This is a genomic window from Pseudomyxococcus flavus, from assembly GCF_050038885.1.
GTDB classification, from domain to species: Bacteria; Myxococcota; Myxococcia; order Myxococcales; family Myxococcaceae; genus Myxococcus; species Myxococcus flavus.
In genome coordinates, this window is the sequence record NZ_CP143624.1 from 595,302 (window position 1) to 608,735 (window position 13,434).

11 protein-coding genes are annotated in these 13,434 nt (G+C 71.6%); 1 reads left to right on the plus strand and 10 read right to left on the minus strand.

Features of this window, described 5'->3' with window-relative positions; translation table 11 throughout:
* Positions 1–2: 2 nt before the first annotated feature.
* The 7 genes from cheB to VZL07_RS02400 are packed head-to-tail and all read right to left on the minus strand — an operon-like array spanning position 3 to position 9,256.
* On the minus strand, positions 3–1,061 hold the full coding sequence (cheB, locus tag VZL07_RS02370; protein ID WP_426753690.1) for a chemotaxis-specific protein-glutamate methyltransferase CheB: 1,059 nt from the start codon (positions 1,059–1,061) through the stop codon (positions 3–5).
* A gap of 54 nt (positions 1,062–1,115) precedes the next feature.
* Entirely contained in the window at positions 1,116–4,082 is a 2,967-nt protein-coding gene (locus tag VZL07_RS02375; protein ID WP_426753691.1) for a response regulator, read from the minus strand.
* Positions 4,079–5,896: a methyl-accepting chemotaxis protein gene (locus VZL07_RS02380; RefSeq protein ID WP_426753692.1), complete on the minus strand. Its 1,818-nt coding sequence runs from the start codon at positions 5,894–5,896 to the stop codon at positions 4,079–4,081. The genes VZL07_RS02375 and VZL07_RS02380 overlap by 4 nt, the downstream gene beginning before the upstream one ends.
* Positions 5,893–7,680 (minus strand): methyl-accepting chemotaxis protein, encoded by a 1,788-nt coding sequence (locus tag VZL07_RS02385; protein WP_426753693.1) that lies wholly within the window; start codon positions 7,678–7,680, stop codon positions 5,893–5,895. Before VZL07_RS02385 ends, VZL07_RS02380 begins: the two co-directional genes overlap by 4 nt.
* Entirely contained in the window at positions 7,677–8,045 is a 369-nt protein-coding gene (locus VZL07_RS02390; protein ID WP_426753694.1) for a protein CrdC, read from the minus strand. The genes VZL07_RS02385 and VZL07_RS02390 overlap by 4 nt, the downstream gene beginning before the upstream one ends.
* Positions 8,046–8,048: 3 nt before the next feature.
* A complete protein-coding gene (locus tag VZL07_RS02395; RefSeq protein WP_170114769.1) occupies positions 8,049–8,483 on the minus strand; it encodes a chemotaxis protein CheW in 435 nt (144 codons plus the stop codon).
* A 23-nt stretch (positions 8,484–8,506) separates the two neighbouring features.
* On the minus strand, positions 8,507–9,256 hold the full coding sequence (locus tag VZL07_RS02400; RefSeq protein WP_426753695.1) for an OmpA family protein: 750 nt from the start codon (positions 9,254–9,256) through the stop codon (positions 8,507–8,509).
* Positions 9,257–9,475: 219 nt separating this feature from the next.
* Between VZL07_RS02400 and VZL07_RS02405 the strand changes: the two genes are divergently transcribed.
* Positions 9,476–10,963 carry a sigma-54-dependent transcriptional regulator gene (locus VZL07_RS02405; RefSeq protein WP_426753696.1) on the plus strand — a complete coding sequence of 496 codons (1,488 nt, stop codon included), beginning with the start codon at positions 9,476–9,478 and terminating at the stop codon, positions 10,961–10,963.
* Between the two features lie 268 nt (positions 10,964–11,231).
* Here VZL07_RS02405 and VZL07_RS02410 read toward each other — a convergent pair whose 3' ends face one another.
* The 3 genes from VZL07_RS02410 to VZL07_RS02420 all read right to left on the minus strand — a co-directional run bounded on the left by VZL07_RS02410 (position 11,232) and on the right by VZL07_RS02420 (position 13,220).
* Complete coding sequence (locus tag VZL07_RS02410; RefSeq protein WP_426753697.1) at positions 11,232–12,029, minus strand: pesticin C-terminus-like muramidase; 798 nt, start codon at positions 12,027–12,029, stop codon at positions 11,232–11,234.
* A 154-nt stretch (positions 12,030–12,183) separates the two neighbouring features.
* Positions 12,184–12,492, minus strand: a complete 309-nt coding sequence (locus tag VZL07_RS02415) for an AzlD domain-containing protein (RefSeq protein ID WP_426753698.1) — start codon at positions 12,490–12,492, stop codon at positions 12,184–12,186.
* Positions 12,489–13,220 carry an AzlC family ABC transporter permease gene (locus VZL07_RS02420; RefSeq protein WP_426753699.1) on the minus strand — a complete coding sequence of 244 codons (732 nt, stop codon included), beginning with the start codon at positions 13,218–13,220 and terminating at the stop codon, positions 12,489–12,491. The genes VZL07_RS02415 and VZL07_RS02420 overlap by 4 nt, the downstream gene beginning before the upstream one ends.
* Between the last annotated feature and the right edge of the window lie 214 nt (positions 13,221–13,434).

The window sequence follows — 13,434 nt, forward strand, 5'->3', positions numbered from 1 at the left end:
GCTCAGCGCCCCACTGCGAGGGACTCGCCCCGGGACAGCCGCACCAGCGTCGCCGCGACCTCGTCACCGTGGATGAGGTGGTCCACCGCCTTGCGCTCCACCGCCGCGCCCGGCATGCCGAACACCACGCAGGACTCCTCGTTCTGCGCCACCGCCAGGCCCCCGGCCTGCTTGATGGCGAGCAGGCCGTCAGCGCCATCCGCGCCCATGCCCGTCAGCACCAGCCCCACCGCGCGGCGGCCATAGGTCCGCGCCGCGCTCTCCAGCAGCACCGTCCCGGAAGGCATGTGCCCATCCCGCTCCACCCCCGGCTTGAGCGCCACCCGCCCCCGGAAGGGGATGACGGTGTGCTGTCCCGGCGGGGCGATGAGGACGTGGCCCGGCATGAGCGGCTCGCCGTCCTGCGCCAGCCGCACCTTCAGCTTGCTGGCGCCCGCCAGCCACCCGGCCAGCGACTCCGCGAAGGCCGCGTTGATGTGCTGGACGATGACGATGGGCGCCGGGAAGTCCGCGGGCAGCTCCGACAGCATCTTGAAGAGCACCTGGGGCCCGCCCGTGCTCGCCGCCACCACCACCACGCCCATGGACACCGCCGGCAGCACCGACGTGGCCACCCGGGGCGGCAGCAGCGGCCCACGCTGGGGCCGGCGCAGGTGGCGGATGACGCGCACCGAGGACAGCAGCCGGATTTCGCGCACCAGGTTCCACGCGTCCGGCCCCGCGTCGATTGCGGGCTTGATTTGCAGGGCGAGCGCCCCCAGCTCCAGGGCGCGGTAGGTCAGCTCCGGCGCCTGCGAGCGCGGGTCCGCCGTGAGCACCAGGATGGGCGTGGGGCACTCGGCCATGATGTGCTCGGTGGCCGTGAGCCCATCCATGACGGGCATGTCCACGTCCATGGTGATGACGTGGGGACGCAGCTCCTTGGTCATCTCCACGGCCTGCTTGCCGTCCGCGCAGGTGCCCACGACTTCGATATCGGGGTCCTTGCTCAGCGCCTCGCAGATGAGCTGTCGGCAGATGAGGGAGTCATCGACCACCAGCACCGACACTTTCTTGCCCATGCCCTGTCCATACCCCGTGCGCGAGCCCGGGAGTATAGCCAATGCGAGGGCCTGTCAGCCCAGCAGTCGCCGCACCACATCCACCAGGTCCTGTCGGACCAGGTCCCCCTTGGTGATGTAGCCGTCCACCCCCGCCGCCAGCCCCCGCCGCCGGTCCTCCTCCCCCCCACGGGTGGTGAGGATGACCACGGGCAGCCGCGAGTGGACGGGGTGCCCCTTCAGGCGCCGCGCCAGCCCCAGGCCATCCATGCCGGGCATCTCCAGGTCCGTGACGACCAGGTCCACGGAATGAGAATCCAAGACGTCCAGGGCCTCCGCGCCATCCGCGGCGATGGTGGTGTCATACCCCACCGCCTCCAGCAGGTTGGCGATGAGCTCCCGGGTGAGGGGTGAATCATCCACCACCAGGATTCGACGGCGCCGGACCTCCGGGCCTGGCGCCTCGGACGGCGCCGGACGAGGCAGCGCGTTGCCGTGGTGGGCACTGGCGGTGAGGTAGGCGGCGGAGAGCACCATGGCCAGGCGCCCGTCCGCCAGGGACGTGGCGCCAGTGAGGTGGCTGAAGCGCCCCAGGATTCCCTTCAGAGGGAGGATGGCCTGGACGCGCTCCTCCAGGACGCGGTCCACCACGAGCGCCGCCGCCCCGCTCTGGCTCTTCACCACCAGCGCCAGCTCCCCCTCGCGGGCGGGCCGCTCCGGCTCCAACCCCATCAACGAGGCCAGCGGCGCCAGTGGCAACACCCGGCCCTCCACCAGCAGCGACGGCCGGCCAGCCACCTCGCACAGGTCCGCGACGTCCACCTTGAGCGCCCGGGAGACATGGGTGGCGCTCAAGGCCAGCGTCTCCGCCCCCACCTGGATGAAGAGCAAGGGGGCCACGGTGAGGGAGACGGGGACGCGCAGCTCGAAGATGGTGCCCCAGCCCGGCGCGGACTCCACCCCCACGTCGCCGCCCAGGCCCTGGATGGAGGTGCGGACCGCGTCCAGCCCCACGCCGCGCCCCGACAGGTCGGTGACGACGTCCCGCGAGGTGAACCCGGGCAGGAAGATGAGGTCGCGGGCCGCCGCGTCCGACAGGGCATTGGCGGCGCTCTCGTCCAGCAGCCCCCGGCGCACGGCCACCTTGCGGAGCTGGGCCGGGTCCACGCCCATGCCGTCGTCCTCCACGCGGAGGATGATGCGGCTGCCCTCGCGAGCGGCGCGCAGCGTGAGGCAGCCGCGCGGCTTCTTGTCCGCCGACACCCGGTCCACCCGGGTCTCCAGGCCATGGTCCAGGGCGTTGCGGACCAGGTGCATCAGCGGCTCGCGCAGGGCCTCCACCACCGCCCGGTCGGCGCGGGTGTCCTCACCATCGATGACGAGCTCCACCTCCTTGCCCAGCTCGCGAGACAGGTCGCGCACCATGCGGGGGTAGGGCTCGAACAGGACGGAGAGCGGCAGCATGCGCAGCGTCTGCACCTCCTCCACCAGCATGCCCAGGTCGCGCAGCTCCGCGTTGGAGAGCAGCTTCGACTCGCGGTGGAGCGCGGCGGCCGTCTCCTTGGCGGAGCCCAATCGTGCCGCCAGCGCGGCACCGGCGGGCCCCAGGTCCTCCGCCTCGCGGGCCAGCTGGCTCAGCTCGCGGGCCAGGGCCAGCCGCCGGGCGTTGGCCAGCTCCCGGCGCCGGGCCACCTGCGTGAGGTTGGTGACGGCGCTGGTGAGCAGGTCCAGGCTCTCCACGCCGATACGCACCGCGGTGTCGGGCCGAGGCTCGGGCTGCCGGGACACCGTCGTTCCCGAGGCCCCCTGTGCACCCGATGAACGCAGGGGGGCTCGGACCACGAGCCCGGGGGAGGACGCGGCGCTGGAGGCCACCGACGCCGAGGCTCCCGCCGAGGTGACGAGGCTCGACGTGGGGCTGCGGCTCGCCGGAGGCGTAACCGGCGTCGTGGCGCCCCCACTCGTGGGAGCGGAAGCACCTGGGGCCCCGGTCGACATCACGCCGCGGCTCGCGGTGGGGGAACCAGGAGAGGCTTGCCCCCCCATGACGAGCGCGGCAGCGCCTGGGGCCCCGAGCGGCGTCGCGCGATGGCTCGCCGAGGGGAAACCGGGAGCGGCAGGTCCACCACTGGCGGGTGTGGCAGCTCCTGGGAGCCCATTCGACGTCCCGCCGCCCTCCCGTCCGGGTAACGCCGGGTGTTGCCCGCTCCCCATGACGAGGGAAGCCCCCACGTTCGGGCCCCTTCCTCCGCCCCCGCCGGGCCGAGCGCCATGAAGCGCAGCGCCTGCAACCAGAGAGGCGGCCTGACGCGTGGAGGCCGTGGAGGGGCCTGGGTTCCCAGACGCGGCGTCCCAGTCTCCCGAGCGGGCGTCGTCCGGCGCTCCCACCCGGACACTATCGCGCTCCATCTGCTGGCCCGCGACAGGCGCCCTCACCATCGTCGGCCGTGCAGCCTCCGAAGCCCCTGCGCTCAAAATCGTCCCGGCAGTCTGCTCGCCAGCGACAGGCGCCCCCGTCATGGCCTGCCGTGTGCCCTCCGAAGCCCCAGCGCTCGCAATCGTCCCGCCAGTCTGCTCGTCAGCGGCAGGCGCCCCCGTCATGGCCGGCCGTGTGCCTTCCGAAGCCCCAGCGCTCGCGACCGTCCCGGGTGGGAGGCGCTCCTGCTCGGAGCGCATGCACTCCTGCAACCAGGCCACGAGCCGCTCCACCGCGGGCGGCGGCGCATCAGCGGGCTGCGTGCCGGAGAACACGAGCACCGCATCCGCGGTGGTCAGCAGCGCGTCCGTGGAGGCCGGCGAGAGCGCGTAGCGAAGCGGCTCCGTGCAGCGGACCAGCTCCTCCATCTCATGGACGAGCACATTCACATCATCGAAGCCCATCATCCGGGCCTCGCCCTTGAGGCCGTGCAGCTCCCGCAGCACGCCCCGCCCCGCCTCCGCGCTGGCGCCGGCCTCCAGCTCCATCAAGGACCGGGTGATGCGCTCCAGGCGCACCGTCACCAGGTCCCGGAACTGCCTGAGCAGGCGCTCGCTCGGGTTCACCCGCCCTCCTCCCCGAGCGGCTCCTGGCCAATCTGGAAGCGCTCGACCACGCCTTGCAAATCCCTCGCGAGCACGAGCAGGTCCGTGTTCGCGGTGCTCACCTGCTTGGTGGCGTTCAGGCTCTGCTGCGTAATCCGGAGGATGTCCGCCATCGTGTCGGCGAGCTGGTCCGTCCCCGTCTGCTGCTGCTGGGTGGCCAGGGAGATGCTGCGCACCGCGTAGGACGTCTGCCCGGCCAGGTCGACAATCTGCCGCAGCGACTCGGACACCTGCTGCGCCAGCGTGGTCCCCGTCTCCACGGCGCGCACACCGCCCTCGGTGGCGGACACGGCCGCGGCGGAGGCCTCGCGCACCTCCTCGATGAGGCCTTCGATTTCCTTCGTGGACTCCAGCACGTTCTCCGCCAGGCGCCGCATCTCGGCGGCCACCAGCGAGAAGCCCCGGCCCACCTCACGGGCCTTGGTGCCCTCCAGCTCGGCGTTGAGCGCCAGCAGCTCCGACTTGTCGGCCACGCCGTTGATGAACTCGACAATCTTGCCAATCTGCTGCACGCGCTTGTTGAGGCGCACCACGGCGGAGGAGATGGCGGCGTTGTCCTGACGCATGCGGGCCATGGACCCGAGGAAGTCCTCCGCGCTCCCCTGCCCCTGTTGCGCCGCCCCCAGCGTGCGCTGCGCAATCTCCGCCACCGAGCCCGCGTTCTCCGCAATCTGTCGCGCCGAGCGCGCCAGCTCCTCCGTGGTGGCGCTCGTCTCGTCCAGCGAGCTGGCCTGCTCCGCCGCGCCCGCCTCGTAGCGCCCCGACGTGGAGAGAATCTCCTCCGTGGTCGCGGTGATTTGCGCACCGGCGCGCTGGAGCTGGGACATCACGTCCGCCAGGTGCGCGCGCATGGTGGAGAACGCCGCGGACACGTCCCACACCTCGTCCTCGGCGGGCACCACGCGCGGGCTGGCGAGGTCGCCCTCGGCGATGCGCTTCGCCTCGTGGGACAGCTCGCGCAGCGGCCGGCCCAGCAGCGTGCCTCCCAGGTACGCTGCCGCCAGGGCCAGCGCGAAGACGAGCAGCACCAGCCCCCCGCCCTGCGTCAGGGCCTCCAGCCGCAGCTCCCGCGCCAGCTCCAGCTGGCGGCTGACGTCGTGCTCCGCCATGAGCCGCGTGAACAGGCGCTCCCCCAGCGCCGACGCGAGCTGGGCGGACAGCACCGCGGGCGTCACCACCGTCACGAAGGCGAAGGCCGCCAGCCGGGCACGCAGCTCCGCGCGCCGGGGCATGGCCTCGATGAGCTGCGCGTGCGTCATGCCCAGCTCCGCCAGCCACAGCACCACCCGGCGCGAGCGCAGCACCACGAGGCAGTGGACGAGCAGCGCCGTGAGCGGCCCGAAGAGCAGCCCCAGCGCGGCGATGCGCGCGGCCACCGCCAGCGGCACGTCCATGCCCAGCCACATGCACACGCCCAGCATCAGCGTGGTGACCAGCCACATGCCCAGCGAGCCCAGGAAGGCCTCGTCTGGCGCGCGCGTCACCTCCGCCACCGCCGACGCCAGGTTCTCCGGCGTGGTGGGCACATCGCCCCGCTCGAGGGCGCGCAGCGTCCGCTGCCGGCCCAGCGAGGCCGCCGCCCCCGCCGCCAGGGCCGTCACGCAGAGCGCGCCGCCCAGCACGCCGAGCACCCCCAGCCGGCCCTCCAACGGCTCCGCCAGGGTGAGCGAAGCGAAGCGCAGGCTGAGCGCCGCCCCCACCAGGTTGGCCAGGGGAACGGGCACCACGAGGTGCCGGCTGAAGGACGCGCGCCGGGGCGCCTTCTCCGCGCTCACGCGTCACCTCCCGGCCCGATGTGGAAGCGCTCCACGGCCCGCTTCAGGTCGCGCGCCAGGGTCGACAGGTCGGCGTTGGCCGCCGCCATCTGCTTGGTGGCCGCGTAGTTCTGCTCGGTGACGCGGAGGATGTCGCCCATGGCGGCCGCGAGCTGGTCGGTGCCCGTCTGCTGCTGCTGGGTGGCCAGGGAGATGCTGCGCACCGCGTGCGACGTCTGCCGCGCCAGCTCCAGGATGAGGCTCAGGCTCTCGTCCACCTGGGCGGCCAGCACCGTGCCCGCGTCCGTCGTCTTCAATCCCGCCTCGGTGGCCATGACGGCGGCGTGCGTGGCATCGCGAATCTCCGCGATGAGCTGCTCGATCGCCTTCGTGGAGCGGATGACGTTCTCCGCCAGCCGCCGCATCTCCGCGGCCACCAGCGAGAAGCCGCGCCCCACCTCGCCCGCCTTGGTGCCCTCCAGCTCCGCGTTGAGCGCCAGCAGGTCCGACTTGTCGGCAATCTCGTTGATGAACTCCACCACCTTGCCAATCTGCTGCACGCGCTTGTTGAGGCGCACCACCGCGTCCGCGATGGCCTGGTTGTCCTCCTTCATGCGCTGCATCGCGCCCAGGAAGGCGGCGGCGCCGCGCTGCCCCGTCTGCGCCGCGGCGAAGGTCGTCTCCGCGATGGCGGACACCGACTCGGCGTTGCCGGCAATCTGCTGCGCCGAGCGCGCCAGCTCCTCCGTGGTGGCGCTCGTCAGGTTGAGCGACGCGGCCTGCTCGTCCGCGCCGGACTCCTGCTCGCCGGACGTCGCCACGAGCTGCTCGGTGGTGGTGGAAATCTGGAGGCCCGCGCGCTGCAACTGCGTGAGCGCCTGACCGAGCTGCGTCTGCATCTGCGCGAAGGCGGCGGAGGTGGCCCACACCTCGTCCTCCGCGGCGATGATGCGCGGCGGACGGAAGTCGCCCTGGGCGATGCGGGTGGCATCCTCGGTGATGGAGCGCAGCGGCTCGGCGACGACCGCGCCCCCCACGTAGGCCGTCACCATCACCAGCACCGCCACCAGGCCTGCCACCGCGAGCCCCTGTGTCTCGCTGGCACGCGTGGCCACCTCGCGCTGGACCTGCGCCGGCGCGCCCACCATGGCGTCCACCGCGGCGAAGCTCCGGAACACGGCGGCGTCGAGGATGAAGAAGGACGGGCTGAGCAGCGCGACGGCGGTGACCAGCACCATGCGCCGGCGGACCCGCCGCTGGCGCGGCGGCGTCGTGGCCACGACCTCCATGGGCGACAGGCCCTGGGCGGCCACCAGCTCCACGGCCTTGCGGGAGCGGCGAGCCACCAGCAGGTAGACGAACAGCGCGCTCAGGGGCCCCAGGAACAGCCCCATCAGCGCCAGGCGCAGCCCCAACGTCCACGCGCCGTCCACCAGCGGAACGAACACGAACGCCATGCCCAGCGACACCAGGAGCCAGCACTGGAGGACGAAGCCGAAGCTCCGCTCGGGGAAGGTGCGGGCCTCCAGCAGCGCCTGCAACAAGGACTCCGCCGAGGCCGCCTGCCGGCCCTCGCCCAGGGCATAGAGCACGCGCAGCGCGCGCCGCCCATGGACGCCGGTGAACCAGAGCGTCAGCGCCAGCACCAGCCCCACCAGCAGCAGGAAGGGCGCCCATGCCCCCGGGGGGACGGTGTCGGTGAGCTGGCAGTGCAGCACCGCCAGCGCCGCGCCCACCGAGCAGCCCAGCAGCGCCGGACGCGCCATCCACCGCGCGAGGCCCCTCAAACCCACGGGCACCGTCATGCGCCCTCCCCCCGTTCGCGCAGGAAGCGCTCGAAGTCCGCCAACCCCAGCAGGGGCCACAGCTCGCCGCGCGCCACGACGAAGCCCTGCAGGCTGCCCCCCGAGGCCCGCACCGCCACCGGTGGCGCGGGCAGCACCGGGTGCGGCTCGGCGTCGATTTCCAGGGTGTCCACGCCCACCGCGCCGCCCGACGCCGTCACCAGGGCACGCGAGGCACCGTCGGGCACATGGAAGGCCCGACGCGCGCACGCGACCGTCCGCCCCACGGGCGAGGTGATGGAGGCCACCTCATGCGCACGGAAGGCCAGCCGGTGGGCACCGGCATGACACAGGAGCATTCCCCGGACGTGGCCCGGTGGCTCCATGACTCAGGCCCCCTGGCTGAGGTGGTCGAAGAGTCCTTCCGGGTCGATGACGGCCACGTCCCGGGGGCCGCTCTTGGCGGGGCCGCGCAGGTGGACGTGGACGCCGGTGGGGCCCAGGGGCTCCAGCGTGCCCGTCACCGGGGAGACGCCGGCCACCGTACTGGCCGTGAGGGCCAGGGTGCCACGCGGCAGGCGCACCAGCACCGCCCTTCGTGAACCCTGGCTGACGCCGCCCACCAGCAGGCCCATGTCCACGACGGGGATGACTTCTCCCCGGTGCGCGAACACGCCCAGCAGGTGGGCTGGAGCGCCGGGCACCCGCGTGAGCTCGGGGAAGGTCACGACCTCCGCCGCGCTCTCCGCGGGCACCGCATACCAGCTGCTGCCACAGGCGAAGACGAGATAGGACTGACGCGCTTCAGGCTCTTGAACGGCCATCACGCCGCGCAGCCTACCTCAGACTAGCGCTGGAACTCGACGCGGCGGTTCTCCGCCCAGGCCTCTTCGCTCGAAGCGGAGTTGGCCGGACGGGTCTCACCGTAGCCCACCGTGCTCAGCTGGCTGGCCGGAACGCCCAGGTCCGTCAGGTAGCGCTTGACGGAGGCCGCGCGGCGGTTGGAGAGCTGGAGGTTGTACTCCTCGGTGCCGCGCTCGTCAGCGTGGCCGGCGAGCGTGATGCGGCCGGACTCCGACTTCAGGCACTGGGCCAGGTCGGACAGGCGCTGCTGCGCCTCCGCCGTCAGGCCGGACTCGTTGAAGCCGAACGGGATGGGGCTCCAGTCGCAGCGCTCCGCGGCGGCCGTCACGCACTGGCCGGCCTGGCACTCCTGGCCCTCGCCGCAGTCGGCGCTGGAGGCGCAGGTGTTCTCGGGGGCCTGGCACCGACCCGCCTCGCACTTGCCGCCACCGGGGCACTGCGTGTCCTCCTGGCACTGGGCCTGCTCGCACTTGCCGGCCTCACAGATGCGGCCGCTGCCACAGGCGCTGTCCGTGGTGCACTCCGGCGGCTTGGGGGCGCACTTGTTCGCCTGGCAGGTGAAGCCCTCCTGGCAGTTTGCATCCGTGGCGCACTCCTGGCACTGGCCCTGGACACAGACCTCGCCCTTCTCCGCGCAGTGCTCGTCTTCGTTGCACTTGGGGTACGAAGGGGTGCAGCCGCCCATAATGGCGACGGCGAGGGAGAGCCCCGCCAAAAGGGAAATCTGACGCATTATTTCCTCCAGTAATCCTGTCGTCGAAAACGCGCCCGCGCCCGCGGGGGTATTGGGTGGCGTGTAGTCTCACTGGAGGGGGTGAGTCAAAACATTTGTCCCGCCCCAGACACCCCGCCCGGTCGCCGAACCCCTTGAATGTCCAAATATTTTCCGTGAGATTGTCACGATTGACCCGCGCGTGGCCGCGCCCTTGAGCCACCTCGGGGAAAGCCCGCCATGCCCGCCTCCGTCCTCATCGTCGATGACGAGAAGAACATCCTCCTCACCCTGAGCCAGTCGCTCCAGCTGGCGGGGTATCAGACGCACCTGGCCAGCAGCGGCCAGGTGGCCCTGGACGTCGTCAGCGCGCGTCCCGTGGACGCGGTGCTGATGGACGTGAAGATGCCGGACATGGACGGCCTCACCGCGCTGGCGAAGCTCACCGAGCTGAAGCCCGAGCTGCCCGTCATCATGATGTCCGGGCACGGCACCATCGACACCGCGGTGAAGGCGACCCAGCTTGGAGCCAGGGATTTCCTGGAAAAACCAATCGCCCGCGAACGGCTGCTGGTGGCGCTGCGCAACGTGCTCAAGCACCAGGCAGCCATGGCGGAGCTGCAGGAGCTTCGCGCGCAGCTGGGGCGCTACGACATGGTGGGCAGCGGCCCGGCCATGCAGCGCATCTTCTCGCTCATCCAGCGCACGGCGCCGTCCGAGGGCCGGGTGCTGATCACCGGCGAGAATGGCACGGGCAAGGAGCTGATTGCCCGGGCGCTGCACCAGCACTCGCGGCGCAAGGGGCAGCCCTTCGTGAAGCTCAACTGCGCGGCGGTGCCGCACGAGCTCATCGAGAGCGAGCTGTTCGGCCACGAGAAGGGCGCCTTCACCGGCGCGGTGAGCGTGCGGCGGGGCAAGTTCGAGCTGGCCCACGAGGGCACGCTGTTCCTGGACGAGATTGGCGACATGCCGCAGGCCATGCAGGCCAAGCTGCTGCGCGTGCTCCAGGAAGGCGAGCTGGAACGCGTGGGCGGCGCGGAGACGCACAAGGTGGACGTGCGCGTCATCGCGGCGACGAACAAGAACCTGGAGGCGGAGATTGCCGCCGGGCGCTTCCGCGAGGACCTCTACTACCGCATCAACGTGGTGCAGATTCACTCGCCCCCGCTGCGCGAGCGGCGCGAGGACCTGCCGGACCTCATCAAGACGTTCCTCGACGAAGCCTGCGCCAAGAACGGGCGCCGGCCGCTGACGCTCTCCCCCGAGGCGCTGGCGGTGATGAGCGCCTACGACTACCCCGGCAACGTGCGCGAGCTACGCAACCTGGTGGAGCGGCTGGCCATCCTGTGTGAAGGCCCGGTCGTCACCCGGACGGATGCGCTGGAGTTGCTGCCCCGGGGACGGAACGTGCCGCCGCCCGCCCCCGTGGAAACGCCGAGCCCCCTGCCCTCTCCCGAGGCCGCGGTGGCCGTCGCGGCGAGTACGCCCGCGCCCGCCATCGCCGCCCCGGTGGCACCCGAGCCCCCCGCCCCCACAGGCTTCCGGCCCCGCGCGGACCGGACGTTCCGCGAGCAGGTGGAGGACGCGGAGCGCGAGATCATCCAGTACGTGCTTTCCCATACACATGACAACGTGACGGAAGCCGCGCGACTGCTCGACCTGGAGCGAGGACACTTCTACAAGAAGATGAAGGCCTTGGGCCTGCGACGCGGAAGCTCCGAGTCGTAACGCATGGGCTGGATTGAGTTTTCCAGCATCGCTCCCAACGTGCGATTCATGAGTCCTCCCTTTCCTGCGTTTCCGGCGTGGACACGACAGGCATGAGGGAAATCAGCAAACCAAGGCGCACCGCAGCAAGACCAGCGGCGCCTGGCAATTCCAGACATACAAAAGCAATTGCATTCCCTGCCGCCCCGACGGCTCCGACATCGCGGACGAAGGCCCGGAGCCTCGGCGTCTCTCCGCCGCGCCCCGGGCCTCATTTGACACCCGCGCCTCAGCTCAGGGACGCGATGCCCTGTCCCAGCAGCTCCGCCTCGCGGCCACGGCGAGACGGGTAGCGGTCCCCGAAGTCCTCCAGGTTGGCCTTCGCGTCATCCCAGCGCTGCTCCGCCACCTGCGCGAAGAAGTTGGGCGTCTCCGACCTCAGCGAGCCGTACTGGAAGCCGACGGAGGCAATCACCGTCTGCATCTCCCGCGGCAGCTCCGCGAACCGCGGTCGGGAGCCACCATCCGCGGCATTCAAGGCGTCGACCTGGGCGTTGTACTCATTGACGATGTTGTCCAGCGCCTCGCCCTTGACGGCCCGGTCCAGTTCCCTGACCTCGTCCGCCGTCAGCGTCAGCGGGTTCTCCGCCAGGAAGTCCGCGGCCTCCTGGCCCTGCTTGCCCAGATAGGGCTCCAGCTTGGCCTTCAGCGCGTCCGACAGCCCCAGCCGGTCCAGGTCGTTCATGTCCCGGGCGCCCAGGTCCACGCCCGTGCCCACCGTGACGCCGCTCCTGCTGCCCGAGGGGTCCGGGACATAGCCCTGCTGGACCGCCCGGCCCTCCTGCTCGGCGATGAAGTCCCAGTCGACGTCGGGCTCCGTCGCGGCGACGGTGCCAGCGGCCTCCGCCTGGACCGCCTGGATTTGGCCCCGGGCCTCTCCCTGGAGCTGCACCCCGCGCTGAGCCGACCGCGAGTCCCACCCATCCTTCACCGAGTACCCAGCAGCCCGGTTCTGCGCCGGCTGCCGCGCCTCCTCACGCCGGGTCGCTTCGTTTCGGATGCCGCGTGCCCCCTCGTCCCGGGACACACGCGATTCCCTCTGGGAGCTTCTCGAAGATGACGAGCGATCGATTCCAGTCATGGCAAGTCCTCACTGAGTCCGGGGGAAATCGACTGTCAGTGCGAAAGCGTGCCACCCACATCCCCCTCCATCAAGCCGCAGTGCGTGATTTGACCTGAACTCAACCTACACCCGCCATCCGCAACAAAGCTGTAACGCCCGCGGCGCCCACGACGACCACCACGAAGGGCAGCTTCCGCCACGCCAGCAGCGCGCCGACGAGCACGCCCGCCGGACGGGCCCAGCCCGCGAAGCCACCGCCCGCCGTCAGCGTGGCCGTGGCCACCAGCGCGGTGAGCAATGCAATCGCGGACAGGGACAGCAGCCCCTGGACCCGCGTGGACACCTGCATGCGCTGGCTGAGCAGCGGGCCCGCGAGCCGGAATGCGTAGGTGCCCGCCGCGAGGACGAGGATGGGAAGCAGCGTCATTTCAGCGCCACTCCGACCGCCAGCAGCGACAGCAACACGGGGACCCCGGCGGGAAGAAACGGCGTGGTGGCCAGCGCGATGATGGCCGCGCCCACGGCCACCCAGCGCGCCCTGGCGGCGGCGGCATCGGCCTCGTGCGCCCGCGCCGTGTCCGGTGCGCCCTCCGCTTCGGGTCCGGCCTGCTTCCCTCTCGCGGGTGCGGACAGGGAGGGCAACAGCAGCGCCAGCATGCCGGCGGGGAACGCGGCATCCAGCCCCAACGCATCGGGATTGCCCAGCGCCTGACCACCCCACGCGCCCACGATGACGCCCACGTTCCAGGCGATGAACAACGCGCCGCCGCACAGCCAGTACGCGGCTTTCCTGCGGGCCGGCGAGCCCTGCGCGAGCGCGAAGGCCACGGACTCGTCCACCATCAGGTGCGCTCCGAGCAGCCGCATCGGCCAGCGCGTGCCGAGCACCTCCGGAATGGCCAAGCCGAACGGCAGGTGCCTCGCGTTGAGCAGCAGCCCCGCGACGACGGCGGCGACGGGACTGCCTCCCGCCGCCACCACCCCCACGGCCATGAACTGCGCGCCGCCCGCGAAGACGAACAACGACATGGCCGAGGCGAGCCACACCGACAGCCCCGCGGCCACGGCGATTGCTCCGAACGACGCGCCGACAACGCCCGATGCGGCGGCCACGGCCGCCACGTCCCGAATCAACCGCCGATCGACATGCTCCATGGCGCGCATCCATGGAACGGCGCCGCCAGGCGGTCAACGAACAACCGCGGCGTGGCCGCGTGCGCGCCGTACGCACCCAGCGGCACATTTCTACTGCCCGTCTCCTCGGACCGCCGCCATGGAGTGAAGCGAGCGCAACCGGGCTGCAAGTGACCCACCCCGGCTGCACGCGTGCCCGCTTTCAGGGGCTGAACGTGCCGACGGGACGTGGGAG

Coding starts and splice junctions, on each gene's coding strand:
- VZL07_RS02390 (WP_426753694.1), bottom strand. CDS start 8,045: ATGGAGCCACCGGGCCACGTCCGGGGAATGCTCCTGTGTCATGCCGGT.
- cheB (WP_426753690.1), bottom strand. CDS start 1,061: ATGGGCAAGAAAGTGTCGGTGCTGGTGGTCGATGACTCCCTCATCTGC.
- VZL07_RS02420 (WP_426753699.1), bottom strand. CDS start 13,220: ATGGAGCATGTCGATCGGCGGTTGATTCGGGACGTGGCGGCCGTGGCC.
- VZL07_RS02415 (WP_426753698.1), bottom strand. CDS start 12,492: ATGACGCTGCTTCCCATCCTCGTCCTCGCGGCGGGCACCTACGCATTC.
- VZL07_RS02400 (WP_426753695.1), bottom strand. CDS start 9,256: ATGCGTCAGATTTCCCTTTTGGCGGGGCTCTCCCTCGCCGTCGCCATT.
- VZL07_RS02385 (WP_426753693.1), bottom strand. CDS start 7,680: ATGACGGTGCCCGTGGGTTTGAGGGGCCTCGCGCGGTGGATGGCGCGT.
- VZL07_RS02405 (WP_426753696.1), top strand. CDS start 9,476: ATGCCCGCCTCCGTCCTCATCGTCGATGACGAGAAGAACATCCTCCTC.
- VZL07_RS02395 (WP_170114769.1), bottom strand. CDS start 8,483: ATGGCCGTTCAAGAGCCTGAAGCGCGTCAGTCCTATCTCGTCTTCGCC.